Genomic DNA, 14,759 nt, shown 5'->3' on the forward strand with positions numbered 1-14,759 from the left:
TGACAACGCAGCGTTCTCCGCCGCTTCGCGGCTCCGGGCCAAGGATGCATCCCTCCCCGGCTGAAGCCGGGGATACCCTGCAAGATCAGGGATGGAGCGGTCCACTCCTAACAGCGCAGCCAGGGCCGAGTGCGGAAGATCGTGTCGCAGGTGCGCGAGCGTGGCCGGCACCCGGTCGACGAACACCGGACGATGCTTCGGGCCGGCACCAGCCTCGCGGCGGCGGTCGCCGCCGCGCCGCTCCCGCAGCGCAGACTCCTGCTGCGCCTCCCAGGCAGGGACGAGCTCAGCGACGAGTTCGGCACGATGCTGCCGGGATGTGCCCGACAGGGCGTGATGAGACAAGGCCGCGCGGGCCGATGACGTCACATCCACGGGCGCCGCGCCTCGCGCCGCCTACGCCTGCCGCCGCTCCCACTGCTCCTTCGTGATCTCGTACCGCACACCCCCGTGCTCGGAACCCTCGACCGCCATCATGCTGTCCGGCGTGGGGATGTTCTCCGCGAGCGTCATCCCGAGCTTCTCCATGACGTTACGCGAAGGGCGGTTCACGGTCATCGTCTCGGCCCAGACCATGCGGATGCCGAGCTCGGCGAACCCCTTCGCCAGCAGCGCCTGCGAGACTTCGGTGGCGTAGCCCCGGCCCCAGGCCGCCTGGCGCAGGCGATAGCCGAGTTCGGCCTCCTCACGCGGGCCGCTGCGCCGCGGACGCAGGCAGAACCAGCCGACGAACGCGCCGCCGTCCTTCTCGTGCGCGGCGAACAGGCCGAGGTCATGATTCCAGCGCTCGTAGCCGGCGAGGATGCTGGGGATGGCGAGGTCGCGGACCTCCTCCGGCGGGGTTGGAGCGCCGCCGGTCAGGTAGCGCATCACCGCCGGGTCGCTGTCCAGCTCGATCAGCAGGTCCGCGTCGGCGGCGGCGAAGGGGCGCAGGGTCAGGCGCTCGGACTCGAGGTAGGTGGCCACGTGAGGATCATGGCCGAGACGGGTCGGACGGTCCAGGGAGTTTTCGGGCCGCGTCCGTCACCGGGTGGCGTGCTGGAGGAACAGCAGCATGACACGGCCGCCTTCACGTCACGGCCGAGGACCCGCCTGCGTCCTCTGAAGCTCGAAGCCGCCCCCGCGAGACTCGTGGGGCGGCCTCCCTCTTGCTCACACGGGCGGGATCAGATCGCTCTCGCTGATGGTGTACGCCAGCGCGGGGTAGGCGAAGTCCGTCTCCTGGTTCTCACGCCGTCGTAGTTGGTAGAACTCGCGCTGCTGCTCGTCGTCGGCCGCCAAGAGGCGCGCGCCCTGCGGGAGATGCGCGTGTCCGTCGTGGAACCGGACCACGGTCTTCGACGTTCGGAAGGTCACGCCCAACCACTGGTTGTCCGGCGCCTCGTCGGGCGCGTCCAGGACGATCTTGTGCCTGAGCCGCCGATTCGCATCGACGGAGAAGACAACCACGCTGTTGTGGGCGAGGGGGATCTCGAACTCCTCCCCACCGGTCCCCTTGGACTCGAAGATCAGCTTCCTCTGCGAACCCTCCTCGGGATGCCGGTAGCAGGAGAAGACGGCGATGAACGAATCACCGGCCAAATCGAGGGCTTGGTCGGAGTGGCCGCCCATCTTCCGGTAGGCGTTCGTGTAGCTCTCGATGAGAGCGTTGTTGAAGCCGACCGGAAGCGCCGCACGTTCCTGGATCCGCTGCGCCAGCCGCTCGTGCACTGCCCGGAATCGCTGCGCCGGGCTGCCGTACCGAGTGGTCGTCCGCACGAGAGGCACACCACCCGCCTCGTCGACCCTGGCAAGGACGGCTCCGCGCCGCCCCTTCCCCACGTCTTCCCAACGAGTCGACGCGGACAGCTCCGCGAACAGATCCTCCTCGATCGACAGATCGACCGTGCGGACCTCCTCCGAGATCCTAGATTCGCGGGGCACGGTAGTCCCCCGCGTTCATGCTGAAGCGGAACCGGTCGCCGTAGTCGATGAACGACGAGCTCCTGTTCTCCTCGGCGTACAGCCCGCGCAGCTCGTCCATGCCTTCCTCGGTCGCCGGCCCCAACTTCACCAACTCCCCCTCCCCCTTGAGGAACGTCTCCCCGTCCTTGTGAACGGCTTCGGCGCTCGAACAGCGCACGACGTATCCCAGTCGGGTCGGAAGCAGCTCGGCGTCCAGCGCCGAGGGCTTGATCTCATGCGTGTACAGGCGGTTGGTGGAGAGCGGCATGAAGAACACGGAGCCGGGATAGAGCGTCACCGTGAACTGCGCGGGCAGCGCGACCGCGTCGTGGTCTTCGGCCGAACCCTTCAGGCGGAACTGAAGCCTGGTCAGCCCGCTGACACCCTTCACCCCGTAGTCGAAGCCGTCTTCGCCCAGCGGCCGCAGCTTGTCGAGCCCGTCATAGAAGGTGCAGAAGGCCATGATGCCGTTGGCGGGCATGTCCTTGGTCTTGTCCGCGTGGGACGAGATCTTGGCCTTGGACTGCTTGCGCTCCGCCGTGGCAGCGGTGTTGCGGTAGATCTGCGCGAGGACGTGATTGAGCGGCGCCTGGCCCCGGAAGATGCCGGCGGCCTCGCGATTCAGAGCGTCGACGATGCCCGTGTCGGTGGGGCGGAAGCCCTCGGTCGGCCCCGAGAGGTTCGTGGAGCACCGGAGCAGGCGGAAATGCAGTTCGTCGCCGTCCTGTGTGACGGGCGTCAGGTAGATTCCGCTGCGATGCGCCGATCCGGGCTTGGTGGACTCCGTCAGGGACTGGAACTCGTGCTCCGCGCTGATCCGTCCGAAGTGATCCCCATCGAGTGCGAAGAAGCGCCGGTAGTACACGCCGACGCCGTGGACACGGACGGGAACTCGCCCGACCCCGACGAACTCCCAAGCCTCCCCGGCGTCCTCGCGGAAACCGTGCGACAGCTCCCGAACGACGAAAACCCGTGCGGCACCGTCCAATTGGCGTCCGCTGATCCCGGAGATGTCGCCACACAGGTAGACGGTCTTCTGTGCGAGATCGAGCGAACCGGAAGCAAGCTCCTCCGGCGAGATCACGGACCCGAAGAAGTCCCGAACCACGTCATCGTCGTGCAACGTCGAAGGAGCGACCAGGATGTTGTTCCCATCCTCGATGCACGCCTCTATTGGCCCCGTTGTGTTCATCAGCGGTACCTGCCACCTGCAGATCTCGGCGAATGGATCAAATGAGCTTCGATGCTCTCACGGGGCCTCGACGCCGGGCAACGGAAATGGCCCCCGGGCCCGGCGTCGGCCGGGCCGGGGGCCGGGGTGGTGCGGGGTGGGTCAGCCGACCGGGGCGAGGGTGAAGCGCTCGTTGTCGTAGCGCGACCCGCCCCATTGGACGAGCGGAGCACCGTCGTCGTGGCCGGCGCCGTACACGTCGAGGACCAAGTCGCTGTCGAAGCTGACGACGGCCAGCGTGTTGCCGTCGACGTTGACCTTGCCCCAGCGCTGGTTGTCACCGCCGTTGCAGTCCCACTGGCCGATGGCCGTGCCCTGGGTCCTGCTCCAGCCCGGCACCTCAAGGCACTTGCCGCTGTTGACGTTGACGGCGAAGCCGTCGGAGATGTTCCACCGCTGGCTCGGGGCGCCGTTGCAGGTCGCCTGGACGACGGGAGCCCCGTTGTCGGTGCGGGAGTCCGCGATCTGGAGGCACTTGCCGACGAAGGTCCGGATCTGCACGGTGGAGTCGGCCGCGAGCGGGTGGTACGTGAAGCCGGCCGCGGCCGGGGCGGCGAGCAGGCCGACGGCCAGGCCGAGGCCGAGCCCGGCGGTGGCGACGGAGCCGATGCGGCGCTTGGCAGTGGAGTTGATGGTCATGGCCCCCCCTGTGGGTCCTGACTGATGTCGTATGGCGCGAACGGAACTTGGTGTTCCCCCCACTGTCCGCAGCGCCGAGGATCGGCGCCCGGACGCGCCGAAGGTGGCCCCCGGCCCGGTGGTGGCCGGGCCGGGGGCCGGGGTGGTGCGGGGTGGGTCAGCCGACCGGGTTGAGGGTGAAGCGCTGGTTGGCGTGGTAGTCCGAGTACCACTGGATCACCGGGGTGCCGTCGGCGTGGTTCGCGCCGTCGACGTCGAGGATCAGGCCGCTGTTCCAGTTGGGGATGGCAATGGTGTTGCTGCCGACGATGTTGATCTGACCCCAGCGCTGGTTGTCGCCCTGGTTGCAGGTCCACTGGTCGATCGCGGTGCCCGCGGTGCGGCTCCAGGCCGGCACCTCAAGGCACTTGCCGCTGTGGACGTTGAACGCGTAGCCGTTGGTGATGTTCCACTGCTGGCTGTCGTCACCCGTGCAGGCCGCCTCGACGACGGGCGCGCCGTCGTCGGTGCGGGCGTCTGCGACGGCCAGGCACTTGCCGCTGAAGTCGGCCTGGATCTGCACGGTCGTGTCGGCCGCCAGCGGCGTGAACTTCGGCCAGGGGTTGTTCCCGGCCGAGGCCGGTGCGGCGGCGACCAGGCCGGCCGTGAGGCCCAGGACGAGCACGGCGGCGGCAGAGCGGATGGACATGGTTCCCCCTATGGAGCCATACGTGTGTGTTGTGGAAGTGAGAGGCACTTGGCGATTCCCCCGCCTCTCACTTCCACAGACGTGTGGGGTCCACGGAGGTTGCAGGTCCGTTCGAAAAAATATTTCTGACCGTCAGCTGCCCACGGCAGCCGCCGTCCTCACCGTTCCGGCACCCGCCGTCCTGCGGACTTGGAGGGCGAGGACGGCGGACGCGGTGACGATCATCGTCACCGCGTCACTGGTGCCTGCGGCGATGGGCGTCAACGGGGTGCCGCCTTCTCTGGTCCTGGTGAGAGGAGTTCGTCACAGAGGGAGCGGCGAACCCCCCGGCAGGTGATGGGCGTAGCCCAGCCGGCTGTCGGCCCAGGCGACGCGGGCGTCGATCAGGCGGGTGAGCTTGTAGCCGACCGGTGCGAAGCCGCGTCCGCGCCAGAATGAATCGCTCACCGGGTTCGCGGACGACCAGCCGACGGCGACGTTCGCGAAGCCCCGGCGGGCGGCCCAGTCGCAGACTCCGGTCAGGAGCGCCGTGCCGAGGCCCCCGGACCGGGCGGACGCCGTCACCGAGGCGATGCCGATCACCGCCGTGGACCGGTGCCGCTGGTCGGCCTCCGCCTGCATCATGCCGACGACGCGCCCGCGCTCCTCGGCGACGAGGAGCAGCCGCCGGTCGTCGCCGAGAGCGGCGAGGAAACCGTCCCGAACGGCGGGGACGTCGAGGAGCGCGGGCCGGAGGATCGGCGAGGTGGCGTGGAACTGCTGCAGCTCGACGGTGAGTTCGAGGAGTCTGCGGAGGTCCGTCGGCCCGGCCTCGCGCAGCCGGACGTCCTGCCCGGTGGAGGCGACGGCGGGCCGCAGGCCCTTGATCTGGTCGATGCCGAAGCCGAGTTCGAACAGGGCCGTGGTGACCTCCCCGTCGACGGCCGAGGCCGTGATCGTGTGCTCGAACCGTCCGACGGCGGCGAGTCGACCGGCCAGGGCCGCGTAGAGCCGGCGGTAGGCCTCGCGCTTCCGGCCGCCGACGGCAGCGTGCTGCTGGAGCCGGATCGACGCCTGCTGGGGCCCGGGGACGCCGTCGACCGACGCCGCCAGGAATCCGACGAGCTCGCCGCCCTCGACGGCGGCCACGGCGGGGCCCGCACCCTGCCACGCCGCCACGAGGCGACGGGCCACGACCGGGTCGGCGAGGTCCAGCCCGCCGTCCGGATGCTCCCCGGCGAGCAGCGTCGCCGCGGGCTCCGCGAACCGCTCCTCGAACGGGACGACGTCCAGGCCCATCCGCTCCCCTTTCGAGTCCCGGCCATCCTCTCACCGGGAGCCTGTGGCTCTCCTCCGGCCGAGCCGCCACGAGACCAGGACCACCAGCGCCGCGGCCCCCAGCGCGTAGACCGGCAGCCACAGCGTCGTCGTGGCCGCGAGGCACGCGTCGACGACGTGCCGGGCCTGGTCGGCCTGGGCGTGGGCCACCGCCGCACCGTCCTGGACGGCCAGGCCGCCCACCGCCTGCCGCGCGGTCAGGGCCTGGTAGCGGCCCAGTTCGGCGCAGCCCGCGCGCGTACCCGGCATCGGGAACAGCCACCGCCACCGCTGCATCGCCGGGGCCAGCGCGATCGCCACGCACAGGCCGACGACCAGTGCGTACGCCGTCAGGCTGCGCACGTACCCGGCGGCCGGCCCAGTGACCGGCCCGGGCGCGCAGGTCGGCAGGCGGGTGCAGGCGAGGACCACCGCGAGCAGCATCACGCCGAGGTAGGTGGAGAACCACTGCCACGAGCCCTGGGCGAACACGACCGCCAGGACCGCGCCGAGCGCGATGCCGAGGACGCCGACCTGGCCGTCGGTCTTCTCCCGGGGGCTGTGGTCGGCCACGGTCTCTCCTGTCCGGCGGCGGGCGGCGACGGCCCCCAGTCTCCGGCCGCGAACCGCCGCTCCCCCGCAGCCCGGGCCGGGCGGCACGCCCCCTCGCCCGTGCGGGTCAAGCACCGCGTGGGTCGAGCACCGCGTGGGTTGAGGGGCACGTAGGTCGAGCACCGCGCGGGCCGAGCGGCACGTGGGTCAAGCGGCACGTAGGTCGAGCGCCGCGCGGGTCAAGCGCCGCGCACGCCGTGACGGGCCGCGTACGACTCCAGGCCGTCCGCCGTCGTGCCCGCCCAGCCGACGTAGCCGTCCGGACGGATGAGGAACACGCCGTCGCCGTACGCCTCGTAGGGCGGGATGCGGACGGCGGGGACGCCGAGGTCGGGCAGGTCGGCGTCGGTGCCGACGGCGAGCAGGGTCCAGTGCGGGCCGCGGAAGGCGTCGAAGAGGTGGACGCCGCCGCGGCGGCCGTCCGGGGCGCGGTCGCCGGCCCGGAGGGCGTCCGCCGGGAGGCCGGCGCGGGTGTCCTCCGCGAGCGTCGACTCCCGGTAGCCGAGGCCGAGTTGCTGGGTCGCGCGGCCACGGCGGACCTGGCCGCGGTGCACGCGCGTCGAGAGGTCGAGCATCTCCGCCGCGTTGGCGCGGCGCTCCTCCTCGTAGGTGTCGAGCAGCGCCTCCGGGGCGGCGCCGGAGAGCACGGCGGCCAGCTTCCAGGCGAGGTTGTACGCGTCCTGGATGCTGGTGTTCAGGCCCTGCGCGCCGGCCGGCGAGTGCACGTGCGCGGAGTCGCCGGCGAGCAACACGCGTCCGTCGCGGAACCGGTCCGCGAGTCCCGTCCGCGGCCGGAACTCGGATGCCCAGCGCACGTCGACGACATGACCGGCCGCCAGGTGGGAGCGTGCGGCGACGACCTTGCGGATCCCCTCCAGGCTGGCATCCACGGCCGTCCCTTCCGGGAACCTCGCGACGAGCTGGAAGTCGTCCGTCCCGGCGAGCGGGCAGAGCGCCAGCAGGTCCTCGCCCGCGGGGAAGACGTGCCAGTGATCGCGGTCCAGCGCCCCGTCGGCGAGCCGGACGTCCGCGACCAGCATCGTCGCCGGGTCGATGTCCTCCCCCGCCATGCCGATGCCGAGCAGCCGGCGGACGGTCGAGCGCCCGCCGTCGGCCGCGACGGCCCACCGGGCCCGGACCGGGCCGCCCGACGCGAACGCGGCCGTCACGCCGTCCGCGTCCTGCGCGAGGCCGACCAGCTCGCGGCCGAAGTCGACGTCGCCGCCCAGCTCGCGCAACCGCCCGTACAGGACGCGCTGCGTGCGCCACTGCGGCAGCATCAGCGTCTCGGTGTACGGCTCCGCCTCGGACGGCTCGGTCGGGTCGTACATGCGGCGCTCGCCCTGGGGCTCGCCGTCCTTCCAGAACAGGTTCGCCGGGTAGCGCCCGGCCACCGCGCGAACCCCGGCCAGCACGCCGAGGTCGTCCAGCACCTCCAGCGTGCGCGGCTGGAGCCCCTTGCCGCGCGAGCCGGGGAACAGCTCGGCGGCGCGCTCGACGAGCAGCGCCCGGACGCCGCGCCGGGCGAGGTCGAGGGCGAGCGTGAGGCCGGTGGGGCCGGCGCCGACGATCAGGACGTCCACGGATTCGGGCAGCGCGGATTCGGACGGCACGGATTCGGGCGACGCGGACACGGGCAGCGCGGACACGGGCCACTCTCCTTAACGTTGTTAAACGGCGGCTGTCCGCAGCCTGCCCTTAACGGCGTTAAACTGTCAACCGTGACGCCGCAGAGAACCCCGGGAACCCCGAAGCTCGACCGGAAGCTGGTCGCCGACACCGCGCTGAGACTCCTCGACGAGGTGGGCCTCGACGGCCTCACCCTCCGCGCGATCGCCGCCGAACTCGGCGTCAAGGCACCGGCGCTGTACTGGCACTTCAAGGACAAGCAGGCGCTGCTCGACGAGATGGCGACCGAGATGATGCGCCGCATGTCGGCCGGGTCCGCCTGGCCGGCCGGGGGCGACTGGCGCGACGCGTACCGCGTGACGATGCGCGCCCTGCGCGCCGAGCTGCTGCGCCACCGCGACGGCGCCAAGGTCTACAGCGGCGCCCGCTTCACCGACACCTCGTACGCGCCCGGCCTGGACGCCGCCCTGCGCCTGCTGGTCGACGCCGGCTTCGCGCCGGCCGCCGCCGCCCGCGCCTGGTACACGGCGTACAGCTACACGATCGGCTACGTGGTCGAGGAACAGGCCATGGGCGCCGACCCGTTCGCCGGCGGCGAGGCGTACGACGTCGACGCGCGCGCCGAACGCCTCGCCGCCCACCCGCTCGCGGCGGAGGCGGGCCGGGTGATGTTCCGGGACTTCGACGAGGGCTTCGAGCTGGGGCTGACCGCCGTCCTCGCCGGGGTCGAGGCGACGCTGCTCACCTGAGCGGCGCCGCCCCTGACCCCCGGCCCGGCCCCGGCCCCGCCCCCGGCCGCTGCTCAGCCCCGCCGGACCGCGTCGAGGTGCGCCGGCGCGGCACCGAGCCACCACGTCGGGTCGGCGCTGCCGTCGACGGTGCTGCCGTCGCGGCGGACGTAGTGCCGCACGTCCCGCCCGGGCGTCGCGAACTCGCCCGCCAGCGCCCGCTCCAGCCACTCGGCGCCGAACCGGAAGACCTCCGCCGCCACGCCGCCGAGCGGGTGGAACTCGTCCTCGTAGACCCGCAGTTCCTTCGGCGCCCGGACCTTCTCGAAGCTCTCCAGCGCCTGCCCGAGGTCGGTCAGCTCGTCGAACTCGCCGATGCCGTACAGCACCGGGCAGGTGATCCGGGCCACCAGGTCACCGAGGGGCAGGTGGCGGACGAGGTCGCGGTCGAAGGCCTCCTCGTCGGCGTACCCGGCCATGTACATGTAGTTGTTCTTGAAGGTCGGCTGGGCGCGCTCGAAGATGGTCGCGAAGTCGCCCGTGACGGCCTCGAACGCGGCGAGCGCGGCCAGCCGGCCGTCGGTGGCGGCGGCGCGCGAGCCCCAGTAGCCGCTCATCGAGATGCCGAACATGCCGATCCGTGCCGCGTCGACCTCCGGCAGCGCGGCCAGGTGGTCGAGGTAACGGCCGATCGCGCGCTCGTAGTTGGTGAGGTCGACGGTGAGCCCGCCGGCCCGCGTCTCGCCCTGGCCGGGGCCCTCGATGGACAGTGCGACGACCCCGCGCGAGGTGTAGTAGCGCTCGGCCGCCCAAATGTAGTCCTCCTTGATCATGTCCATCCCCGGGCCGAGGATGACGGCCGGCGCGTTCTCGACCGGCCCGGCGGGCAGGTGGAGCAGCGCGTGGATCGCTCCGCCCTCGAAGTCGAGGACGACGCGCCGCACCCGGCCGTCGCGCAGCGCACCCAGGCGCTCGACACAGTGGTCGGTGCGCGTGCGCATCGCGGCCTTGCGCGGATCGGTCGCGTCGAAGATCGAGTACTGGGCGCGGCCCCACATCACCGCGGCCCGGCCGTAGAGGTCGGCGGCGGTCCGCGCGAAGCCGCCGCGCTCGTGGTGCGCGGCGCGCTCCTCCGCCTGGGCGGCGACCGTCGCCCAGGCCTTGGGCAGCATCGCACCGCTCCTGACCAGCGCGAAGACCTTCGCGAAGTCGGTGTGGTCATGGCCGAGCTGCTCCATGGTGCCGACGGCCTCGGGGTGCAGCGCGTCGAAGCCGCCCTGGGCGAGCGCGGTGTCGAGGGCCCAGCTCTGGCCGGTGGAACGGGTGGTCATGGCGGTCTCCTTCTCGGGTTCCGGATCACTAAGTACTTAGCGATTAAGTACTTAGTCATTAAGTACTTAACCTAAGCTGGTGTCAAGCCACCACCGCCGAGGAGACCCGCACATGACCGAGCCGACCCGCGAGCCCGCCCCCGAGCGCGCCGACGCCCTCGACCGCCTCGCCCGGGCCGCCTACCGCCTCAGCGCCGCCGACGCCCGCCTGCGCGGCCGCGCCACCCGCACCCCCGGCGCCCTCTCCCTCACCCACGCCCGTGCCCTGCGCACCCTCGCCGACCGGGGCCCGCTGACGATCAGCGGACTCGCGGCCGGCACCGAGACCACCGGCGCCGCCGCCACCCAACTGGTCAACGGCCTGGTCGCGGCCGGTTACGTGACCCGCACCCGGCCGCCCGAGGACAAGCGCTCCGTCGTGGTCGCCCTCACCGACGCCGGCCGCGAGCGGCACCGCCGGCGCCAGCAGGCGCTCACCGACGCCCTGCACGCCGACCTGTCCGACTACGACGCGGACGCCCTCGACCGCGCCGCCGAGGTGCTCCAGCGGCTGTCGGCCGTCTACGACCGGCTGTGAGGACCAGCCCGACCGACTCGGCTGTCGGCGGGGTGCGCCAGGATGTGCGGCCATGGAGATCAACGAACTGCTGCAGACCCTGGCCGACGAGTACGTCCAGGGCGAGCCCACCGAGTTCCACCGCATCGGCGATCTGAAGGTGGTCCAGGGCGTGGTGTTCAGCTGCCCGGCGCCGCCCGAGTGGAGCGCGTGCGGTGACGTCCCGCCGGGCTCGCACCCCGTGTACGTCGGCGTGCGGCGGTTCCGGGACGGCGTGACCGGCCGGGAGTCGAGCACGGTGGAGATGGTGTTCGTCCCGCTGGCCGGCCCCGAGGAGATCGCCGGGGCGGAGTTCGAGGACGCCGTCGAGGACTGGCAGCCGCTCGGGCCGGACTTCGGCTTCCTGTGGGACTCGACCGCGATGGACGCGTTCCGCGACCGCTCCGTCCGGCCGGAGGCCTTCGAGGACCTCAGCGCCTTCGTGGAGCACGTCGGAGCCGAGCTCGACGCCGCCGACGCGGCCGGCAAGGTCCCCGCGTGGGTCGACGTCGTGGTCAACGAGGCGACCGGTGCCAACGTCCTGGCCTTCCGCGTCGGCGACGAGTCCGCCCTCTGCCTCGAAGGCCGGGACGACGACGGCAAGCTGGTCGCCCTGCTGTTCTCCGGCACCATGTGACGGAGGCCCAGGACGGCTCCGCCCGGGACCGCCCGGGACCGCCCGGGATCGCTCCGCCCGGCGCGCCGACGGCGCCGGGCGGTGTCAGGCCGTCGGCGTCGATCAGGACGGCCGCCGGCTGCTACCGGGCCCGGATCAGGACCAGCGAGCCCTCCAGCACCGCCTGCTGCCGGAGGTGGCCGTACCGCTCGTCCCACGCCCCCGAGGCCAGGTCCCGTTCCAGCCGGTCGGTGTACTCGCGGGCCAGCTCCGCCGGGACGAAGCTCCACGCCGAGCAGGACTGCCGGGCGGCCGGGTCCAGCAGCATCTCGGGGCGCGCGTAGTAGGCCTCGTTGAAGCCGTCGACGCAGTCGGCCGGGACGGGCACCACGGTGACCTCGGCCTCGCCGCCCAGGGCCTCGGTAATGTCGGCGACGGACGGGTAGCGCCGCGCCTCGGTGTCCAGCACCAGCGGTGCGTACTCGTACAGCCAGAAGTCCCGCACGAGGTCCGGGTCGCAGGTCAGGACGACCACCGGGCCGCGCGTGACCCGGCGCAGCTCGCGCAGACCGGCCTTCACGTCGCTCCACTGGTGGACGCTGAACGTCGTCATCGCGCCGTCGAACGCGTCGTCCGGGAAGGGCAGGTCCTCCGCCACCGCGTCGACCGCCTGCGGCAGGTGCGCGGGCCGCTGCGCGCGCATCGACGCCGACGGCTCGACCGGCGTCACGTCGAAGGCCTCCGACTCGTACGAACCGGCCCCGGCACCGACGTTGAGCACCGTACGGGCTCCGCCCAGGGCCTGCTCGATCAGTGCGGCGATCCTCGGTTCGGGGCGCCGGTAGGCGGCGTACGAGCCGCCGATCGCGCCGTAGTCCGCGTCGCCCGCACTGCCGTCCGCCGTGCGCCCGGTCCGCTGCGCCATTGGGTCCCCCTTCAGCCGGTCCAGCACCCGCCCGGCGTGCTCGCCGGGCTCGTCGGCGGGCCGGGGCCTCCCAGGCCGGTCCTGCCTGCCGTTGGTGTGATCGTAGCCCCAGCCCCGAGGGCGAGGTCGGCTCAAGGCCGCACGGGAGTCGCCAACCGTCTCGACCCGCCCCTGCGCCTCGTCCAGGGCTCCGGCCGGGCGCCCGTCGCCGAACTCCCCTGGCGCCCGGGCGTCTCGGAGGTGCGACTCGCGGGCGTTCCGGCCCGCTGAACGTTCTCCTGGCGATCAAGAGCGCTGGGGACAGGTGCAGCCGGACGTGGCGACGAACACGATCGCTACCGCTCGACCAACGCTTAACGTGCCGGCCCGATCCCCTCCGGCAGGACGGCGACCACGAAGGCGACGGCCTCCTCCGGCGTCTCGAAGCGCGCGAGCAACTCGCTCCGGTTCCGTACCCCGTAGAACCCCTCGTCGTGCGGCCAGATCATGTACCCAACCCGTGTCGTATTCCATCGCGCCGTGGTACTGGTGGAGAACCAGAGGTTGAAGTGGCTGGTCACCGGCATCAGTTGGCGGAGCACCGGCTGGGAGTACGCGGCCGCCAACAGCGCATGCACGCGCGGGAACCGGTTCATCGGCGGCATGTGGACGCCGTCGAGCTTGAGGCACCACGCCAGCTCGACAGCACCGAGCGGCTCCCGCTCGTGCGCGAGGGCCCAAGGGCGGAACTCGATGCACGGAGCCTGCTCCTTGGTCTCCTCGAGCCCCGCTCCGCCGGTCCAGGCCACCGCCGCCCTGACCACCTCGGCCGGGTCGGCGGTCCACCCGCAGGCCAGGCGCCGGCCGTTGCTCTGGAGGTTCACCCAGAAGGCACGCCGCTGCTCGCCGGCCGGACGCACCGACACCCGCCGGCCGAGCCCCGCGTCGACGTACACCGCTGTGCCGCTCCACTGCCCGTCCGGCTCAGGCAAGACGACCCCGAGGCCCTCCGCCACACGCCCCAACGTCTCCTGGAGCACCCCGCCATCCCAGTTGCTCTCGCCGGACCCCGCCCCGAAGCTCATCCCGCCAGTATGCCGCCGAGCGCATCGACGGTCCCGGTCGATCAGGTGCCGGCCCTCCCGGCTCCGGGCAAGGCGGCCCCGGGGTTCGACCAGGTGCCCTTCGACGACCCAGCGGCCCGGGGCTCCTGGCTAGCCGATCGGCGGGCTCTTCGGCCAGTTGCGCAGGAGCGTGTCGAGGGCGTCGAGGATGCGCGCCCAGGTGTCCTCGGTGTCGCGCGGGGTGTGGGCGAAGCTGCCGCCCGTCTCCAGCGTGACGTAGCCGTGGAAGGTGCTGCCCAGGAGCCGGACGGCGTCCGTCTCGTCCGGCTCCACGAAGTCGTAGCCGCGCAGGATCGCGCGCGTCATCTGCGAGTGGCGGACGGCGGCGCTGGCGCGCGCGGTCTCCGGGTCCAGCTGGAGCCGGGCGGCGGCGTAGCGGCCGGGGTGCTCGCGGGCGTAGTCGCGGTAGGCATCGGCGAAGGCGGTCAGCGCGTCCTTGCCGGCCCGCCCGGCGAGGGCGGCGGACACCCGGTCGGCGAGCTCCTCCAGGGCGAGCAGGGCGATCCTCGTCTTGAGGTCCTGCGAGTTCCTGACGTGCGAGTAGAGGCTCGCGTCCTTGACGCCGAAGCGCCGGGCGAGCGCCGAGACGGTCACCTTGTCGAAGCCGACCTCGTCGGCGAGTTCCGCCCCCGCCCTGGTGAGGCGTTCGGCGGTCAGTCCTACGCGCGCCATGCGGTTCCCCTCTGCTTCCCACGGTCTCCTGGAGCAATAATACATTTGCCTAATGCTCCTAGGTAATTTACGTTGATCCCTATGAAGCCGCTGACCGAACGAGACATCCGTGCCGCCTTCGTCAACACCACCAAGGGCGAGGCCTCGCGCCTGAACGTGCCGCGAGACCTCGCCGAACAGCCCTGGGAGGACCTGGACTTCCTCGGCTGGCGAGATCCCCAGGCCCCCGACCGCTCCTACCTCGTCGCCGAGCTCCCCGGCTTCGGCGACCGCCCGGTGGCCGTCGCGCTGCGCTCGTCCTCCGGGGCCTCCTGGCAGGCCCGGCGCAGCATCTGCTCGCTGTGCGTGACCACGCACACCGGTGGCGTCTCGCTGCTGGTCGCCCCGCGGGCCGGCAAGGCGGGCAAGGAGGGCAATTCGGTGGGCGCGTACATGTGCAGCGACCTCGCGTGCTCGCTCTACGTACGCGGCAAGCGGGAGGTCGGCACCAAGCTGCACGAGTCGCTCACCGTGGAGGAGAAGATCCAGCGCACGGTGGCGAACCTGGCCGCCTTCGTCGCCAAGGTCACCGCATGACCGCGGGTGGCGGCCCGCTGTGGGACGTCACCCTGAGCTGGCTCCTCTCCCCCGCCCCCGCACCGTCCCGGGGGCGGCCCGGCACCCCCGGCCCGCGCCCCCCCCGCCACCCTCCCCCACCCCGGCCGCCGGGCGGGGCCCACAGGACAAAACACCACCACCCCCCCCGCCCGC

16 protein-coding genes and 1 pseudogene are annotated in these 14,759 nt (G+C 72.2%); 4 read left to right on the forward strand and 13 right to left on the reverse strand.

The genetic code is table 11. The annotated features are described in order from the left end of the window. The 9 genes and pseudogenes from ACFXDE_RS25065 to ACFXDE_RS25105 form a co-directional block, all read right to left on the reverse strand. Window positions 1-375: pseudogene (locus tag ACFXDE_RS25065) on the reverse strand (hypothetical protein); the annotation flags it as partial. 21 nt (window positions 376-396) lie between these two features. Then, window positions 397-966 (reverse strand): GNAT family N-acetyltransferase, encoded by a 570-nt coding sequence (locus ACFXDE_RS25070; protein ID WP_380496998.1) that lies wholly within the window; start codon window positions 964-966, stop codon window positions 397-399. A gap of 186 nt (window positions 967-1,152) precedes the next feature. Next, window positions 1,153-1,923 carry an alpha-ketoglutarate-dependent dioxygenase AlkB gene (locus tag ACFXDE_RS25075; RefSeq protein ID WP_380496999.1) on the reverse strand — a complete coding sequence of 257 codons (771 nt, stop codon included), beginning with the start codon at window positions 1,921-1,923 and terminating at the stop codon, window positions 1,153-1,155. Continuing rightward, entirely contained in the window at window positions 1,907-3,136 is a 1,230-nt protein-coding gene (locus ACFXDE_RS25080) for a hypothetical protein (protein ID WP_380497000.1), read from the reverse strand. The genes ACFXDE_RS25075 and ACFXDE_RS25080 overlap by 17 nt, the downstream gene beginning before the upstream one ends. A gap of 141 nt (window positions 3,137-3,277) precedes the next feature. Continuing rightward, window positions 3,278-3,814 (reverse strand): RICIN domain-containing protein, encoded by a 537-nt coding sequence (locus tag ACFXDE_RS25085; protein WP_380497001.1) that lies wholly within the window; start codon window positions 3,812-3,814, stop codon window positions 3,278-3,280. Between the two features lie 157 nt (window positions 3,815-3,971). After that, on the reverse strand, window positions 3,972-4,502 hold the full coding sequence (locus tag ACFXDE_RS25090; RefSeq protein WP_380497002.1) for an RICIN domain-containing protein: 531 nt from the start codon (window positions 4,500-4,502) through the stop codon (window positions 3,972-3,974). Window positions 4,503-4,805: 303 nt separating this feature from the next. After that, the gene (locus ACFXDE_RS25095; protein WP_380497003.1) at window positions 4,806-5,780 is read right to left on the reverse strand and encodes a GNAT family N-acetyltransferase; all 975 of its coding nucleotides are present in this window, start codon (window positions 5,778-5,780) and stop codon (window positions 4,806-4,808) included. Window positions 5,781-5,810: 30 nt separating this feature from the next. Beyond that, window positions 5,811-6,371, reverse strand: coding sequence for a hypothetical protein (locus ACFXDE_RS25100; RefSeq protein ID WP_380497004.1), 561 nt, complete (start codon window positions 6,369-6,371; stop codon window positions 5,811-5,813). Between the two features lie 218 nt (window positions 6,372-6,589). Further along, window positions 6,590-8,050, reverse strand: coding sequence for an FAD-dependent oxidoreductase (locus ACFXDE_RS25105; protein WP_380497070.1), 1,461 nt, complete (start codon window positions 8,048-8,050; stop codon window positions 6,590-6,592). An 81-nt stretch (window positions 8,051-8,131) separates the two neighbouring features. Between ACFXDE_RS25105 and ACFXDE_RS25110 the strand changes: the two genes are divergently transcribed. Continuing rightward, on the forward strand, window positions 8,132-8,788 hold the full coding sequence (locus ACFXDE_RS25110; protein ID WP_380497005.1) for a TetR/AcrR family transcriptional regulator C-terminal domain-containing protein: 657 nt from the start codon (window positions 8,132-8,134) through the stop codon (window positions 8,786-8,788). A gap of 53 nt (window positions 8,789-8,841) precedes the next feature. Here the strand turns inward: ACFXDE_RS25110 and ACFXDE_RS25115 are convergent, their stop codons facing one another. After that, a complete protein-coding gene (locus tag ACFXDE_RS25115; RefSeq protein ID WP_380497006.1) occupies window positions 8,842-10,098 on the reverse strand; it encodes an alpha/beta hydrolase in 1,257 nt (418 codons plus the stop codon). Window positions 10,099-10,210: 112 nt separating this feature from the next. Here ACFXDE_RS25115 and ACFXDE_RS25120 point away from each other — a divergent pair, with 112 nt between their 5' ends. Together ACFXDE_RS25120 and ACFXDE_RS25125 are read left to right on the forward strand one after the other, a co-directional pair. Next, on the forward strand, window positions 10,211-10,675 hold the full coding sequence (locus tag ACFXDE_RS25120; protein WP_380497008.1) for a MarR family winged helix-turn-helix transcriptional regulator: 465 nt from the start codon (window positions 10,211-10,213) through the stop codon (window positions 10,673-10,675). Between the two features lie 52 nt (window positions 10,676-10,727). After that, window positions 10,728-11,330 (forward strand): hypothetical protein, encoded by a 603-nt coding sequence (locus tag ACFXDE_RS25125; RefSeq protein WP_380497009.1) that lies wholly within the window; start codon window positions 10,728-10,730, stop codon window positions 11,328-11,330. A 121-nt stretch (window positions 11,331-11,451) separates the two neighbouring features. Here the strand turns inward: ACFXDE_RS25125 and ACFXDE_RS25130 are convergent, their stop codons facing one another. From ACFXDE_RS25130 to ACFXDE_RS25140, 3 genes are all read right to left on the reverse strand, one after another. Then, complete coding sequence (locus ACFXDE_RS25130) at window positions 11,452-12,234, reverse strand: class I SAM-dependent methyltransferase (protein ID WP_380448734.1); 783 nt, start codon at window positions 12,232-12,234, stop codon at window positions 11,452-11,454. Window positions 12,235-12,587: 353 nt separating this feature from the next. Next, window positions 12,588-13,298 carry a DUF6193 family natural product biosynthesis protein gene (locus ACFXDE_RS25135; protein ID WP_380497010.1) on the reverse strand — a complete coding sequence of 237 codons (711 nt, stop codon included), beginning with the start codon at window positions 13,296-13,298 and terminating at the stop codon, window positions 12,588-12,590. Window positions 13,299-13,427: 129 nt separating this feature from the next. Continuing rightward, window positions 13,428-14,009, reverse strand: coding sequence for a TetR/AcrR family transcriptional regulator (locus tag ACFXDE_RS25140; protein ID WP_380497011.1), 582 nt, complete (start codon window positions 14,007-14,009; stop codon window positions 13,428-13,430). A gap of 81 nt (window positions 14,010-14,090) precedes the next feature. On the opposite strand from ACFXDE_RS25140, the gene ACFXDE_RS25145 reads away from it, so the two are divergent. Further along, window positions 14,091-14,585, forward strand: a complete 495-nt coding sequence (locus tag ACFXDE_RS25145) for an FBP domain-containing protein (protein WP_380497012.1) — start codon at window positions 14,091-14,093, stop codon at window positions 14,583-14,585. Window positions 14,586-14,759 lie beyond the last annotated feature (174 nt).

The sequence above is a fragment of the Kitasatospora sp. NPDC059408 genome (assembly GCF_042751525.1).
In the GTDB taxonomy this organism is placed as follows: domain Bacteria; phylum Actinomycetota; class Actinomycetes; order Streptomycetales; family Streptomycetaceae; genus Kitasatospora.

What these genes read in the sequence shown, in the direction of transcription:
- ACFXDE_RS25140 (WP_380497011.1), bottom strand. Translation starts at nt 14,009, where the DNA reads ATGGCGCGCGTAGGACTGACCGCCGAACGCCTCACCAGGGCGGGGGCG.
- ACFXDE_RS25135 (WP_380497010.1), bottom strand. Translation starts at nt 13,298, where the DNA reads ATGAGCTTCGGGGCGGGGTCCGGCGAGAGCAACTGGGATGGCGGGGTG.
- ACFXDE_RS25125 (WP_380497009.1), top strand. Translation starts at nt 10,728, where the DNA reads ATGGAGATCAACGAACTGCTGCAGACCCTGGCCGACGAGTACGTCCAG.
- ACFXDE_RS25130 (WP_380448734.1), bottom strand. Translation starts at nt 12,234, where the DNA reads ATGGCGCAGCGGACCGGGCGCACGGCGGACGGCAGTGCGGGCGACGCG.
- ACFXDE_RS25145 (WP_380497012.1), top strand. Translation starts at nt 14,091, where the DNA reads ATGAAGCCGCTGACCGAACGAGACATCCGTGCCGCCTTCGTCAACACC.
- ACFXDE_RS25115 (WP_380497006.1), bottom strand. Translation starts at nt 10,098, where the DNA reads ATGACCACCCGTTCCACCGGCCAGAGCTGGGCCCTCGACACCGCGCTC.
- ACFXDE_RS25090 (WP_380497002.1), bottom strand. Translation starts at nt 4,502, where the DNA reads ATGTCCATCCGCTCTGCCGCCGCCGTGCTCGTCCTGGGCCTCACGGCC.
- ACFXDE_RS25085 (WP_380497001.1), bottom strand. Translation starts at nt 3,814, where the DNA reads ATGACCATCAACTCCACTGCCAAGCGCCGCATCGGCTCCGTCGCCACC.
- ACFXDE_RS25095 (WP_380497003.1), bottom strand. Translation starts at nt 5,780, where the DNA reads ATGGGCCTGGACGTCGTCCCGTTCGAGGAGCGGTTCGCGGAGCCCGCG.
- ACFXDE_RS25120 (WP_380497008.1), top strand. Translation starts at nt 10,211, where the DNA reads ATGACCGAGCCGACCCGCGAGCCCGCCCCCGAGCGCGCCGACGCCCTC.
- ACFXDE_RS25080 (WP_380497000.1), bottom strand. Translation starts at nt 3,136, where the DNA reads ATGAACACAACGGGGCCAATAGAGGCGTGCATCGAGGATGGGAACAAC.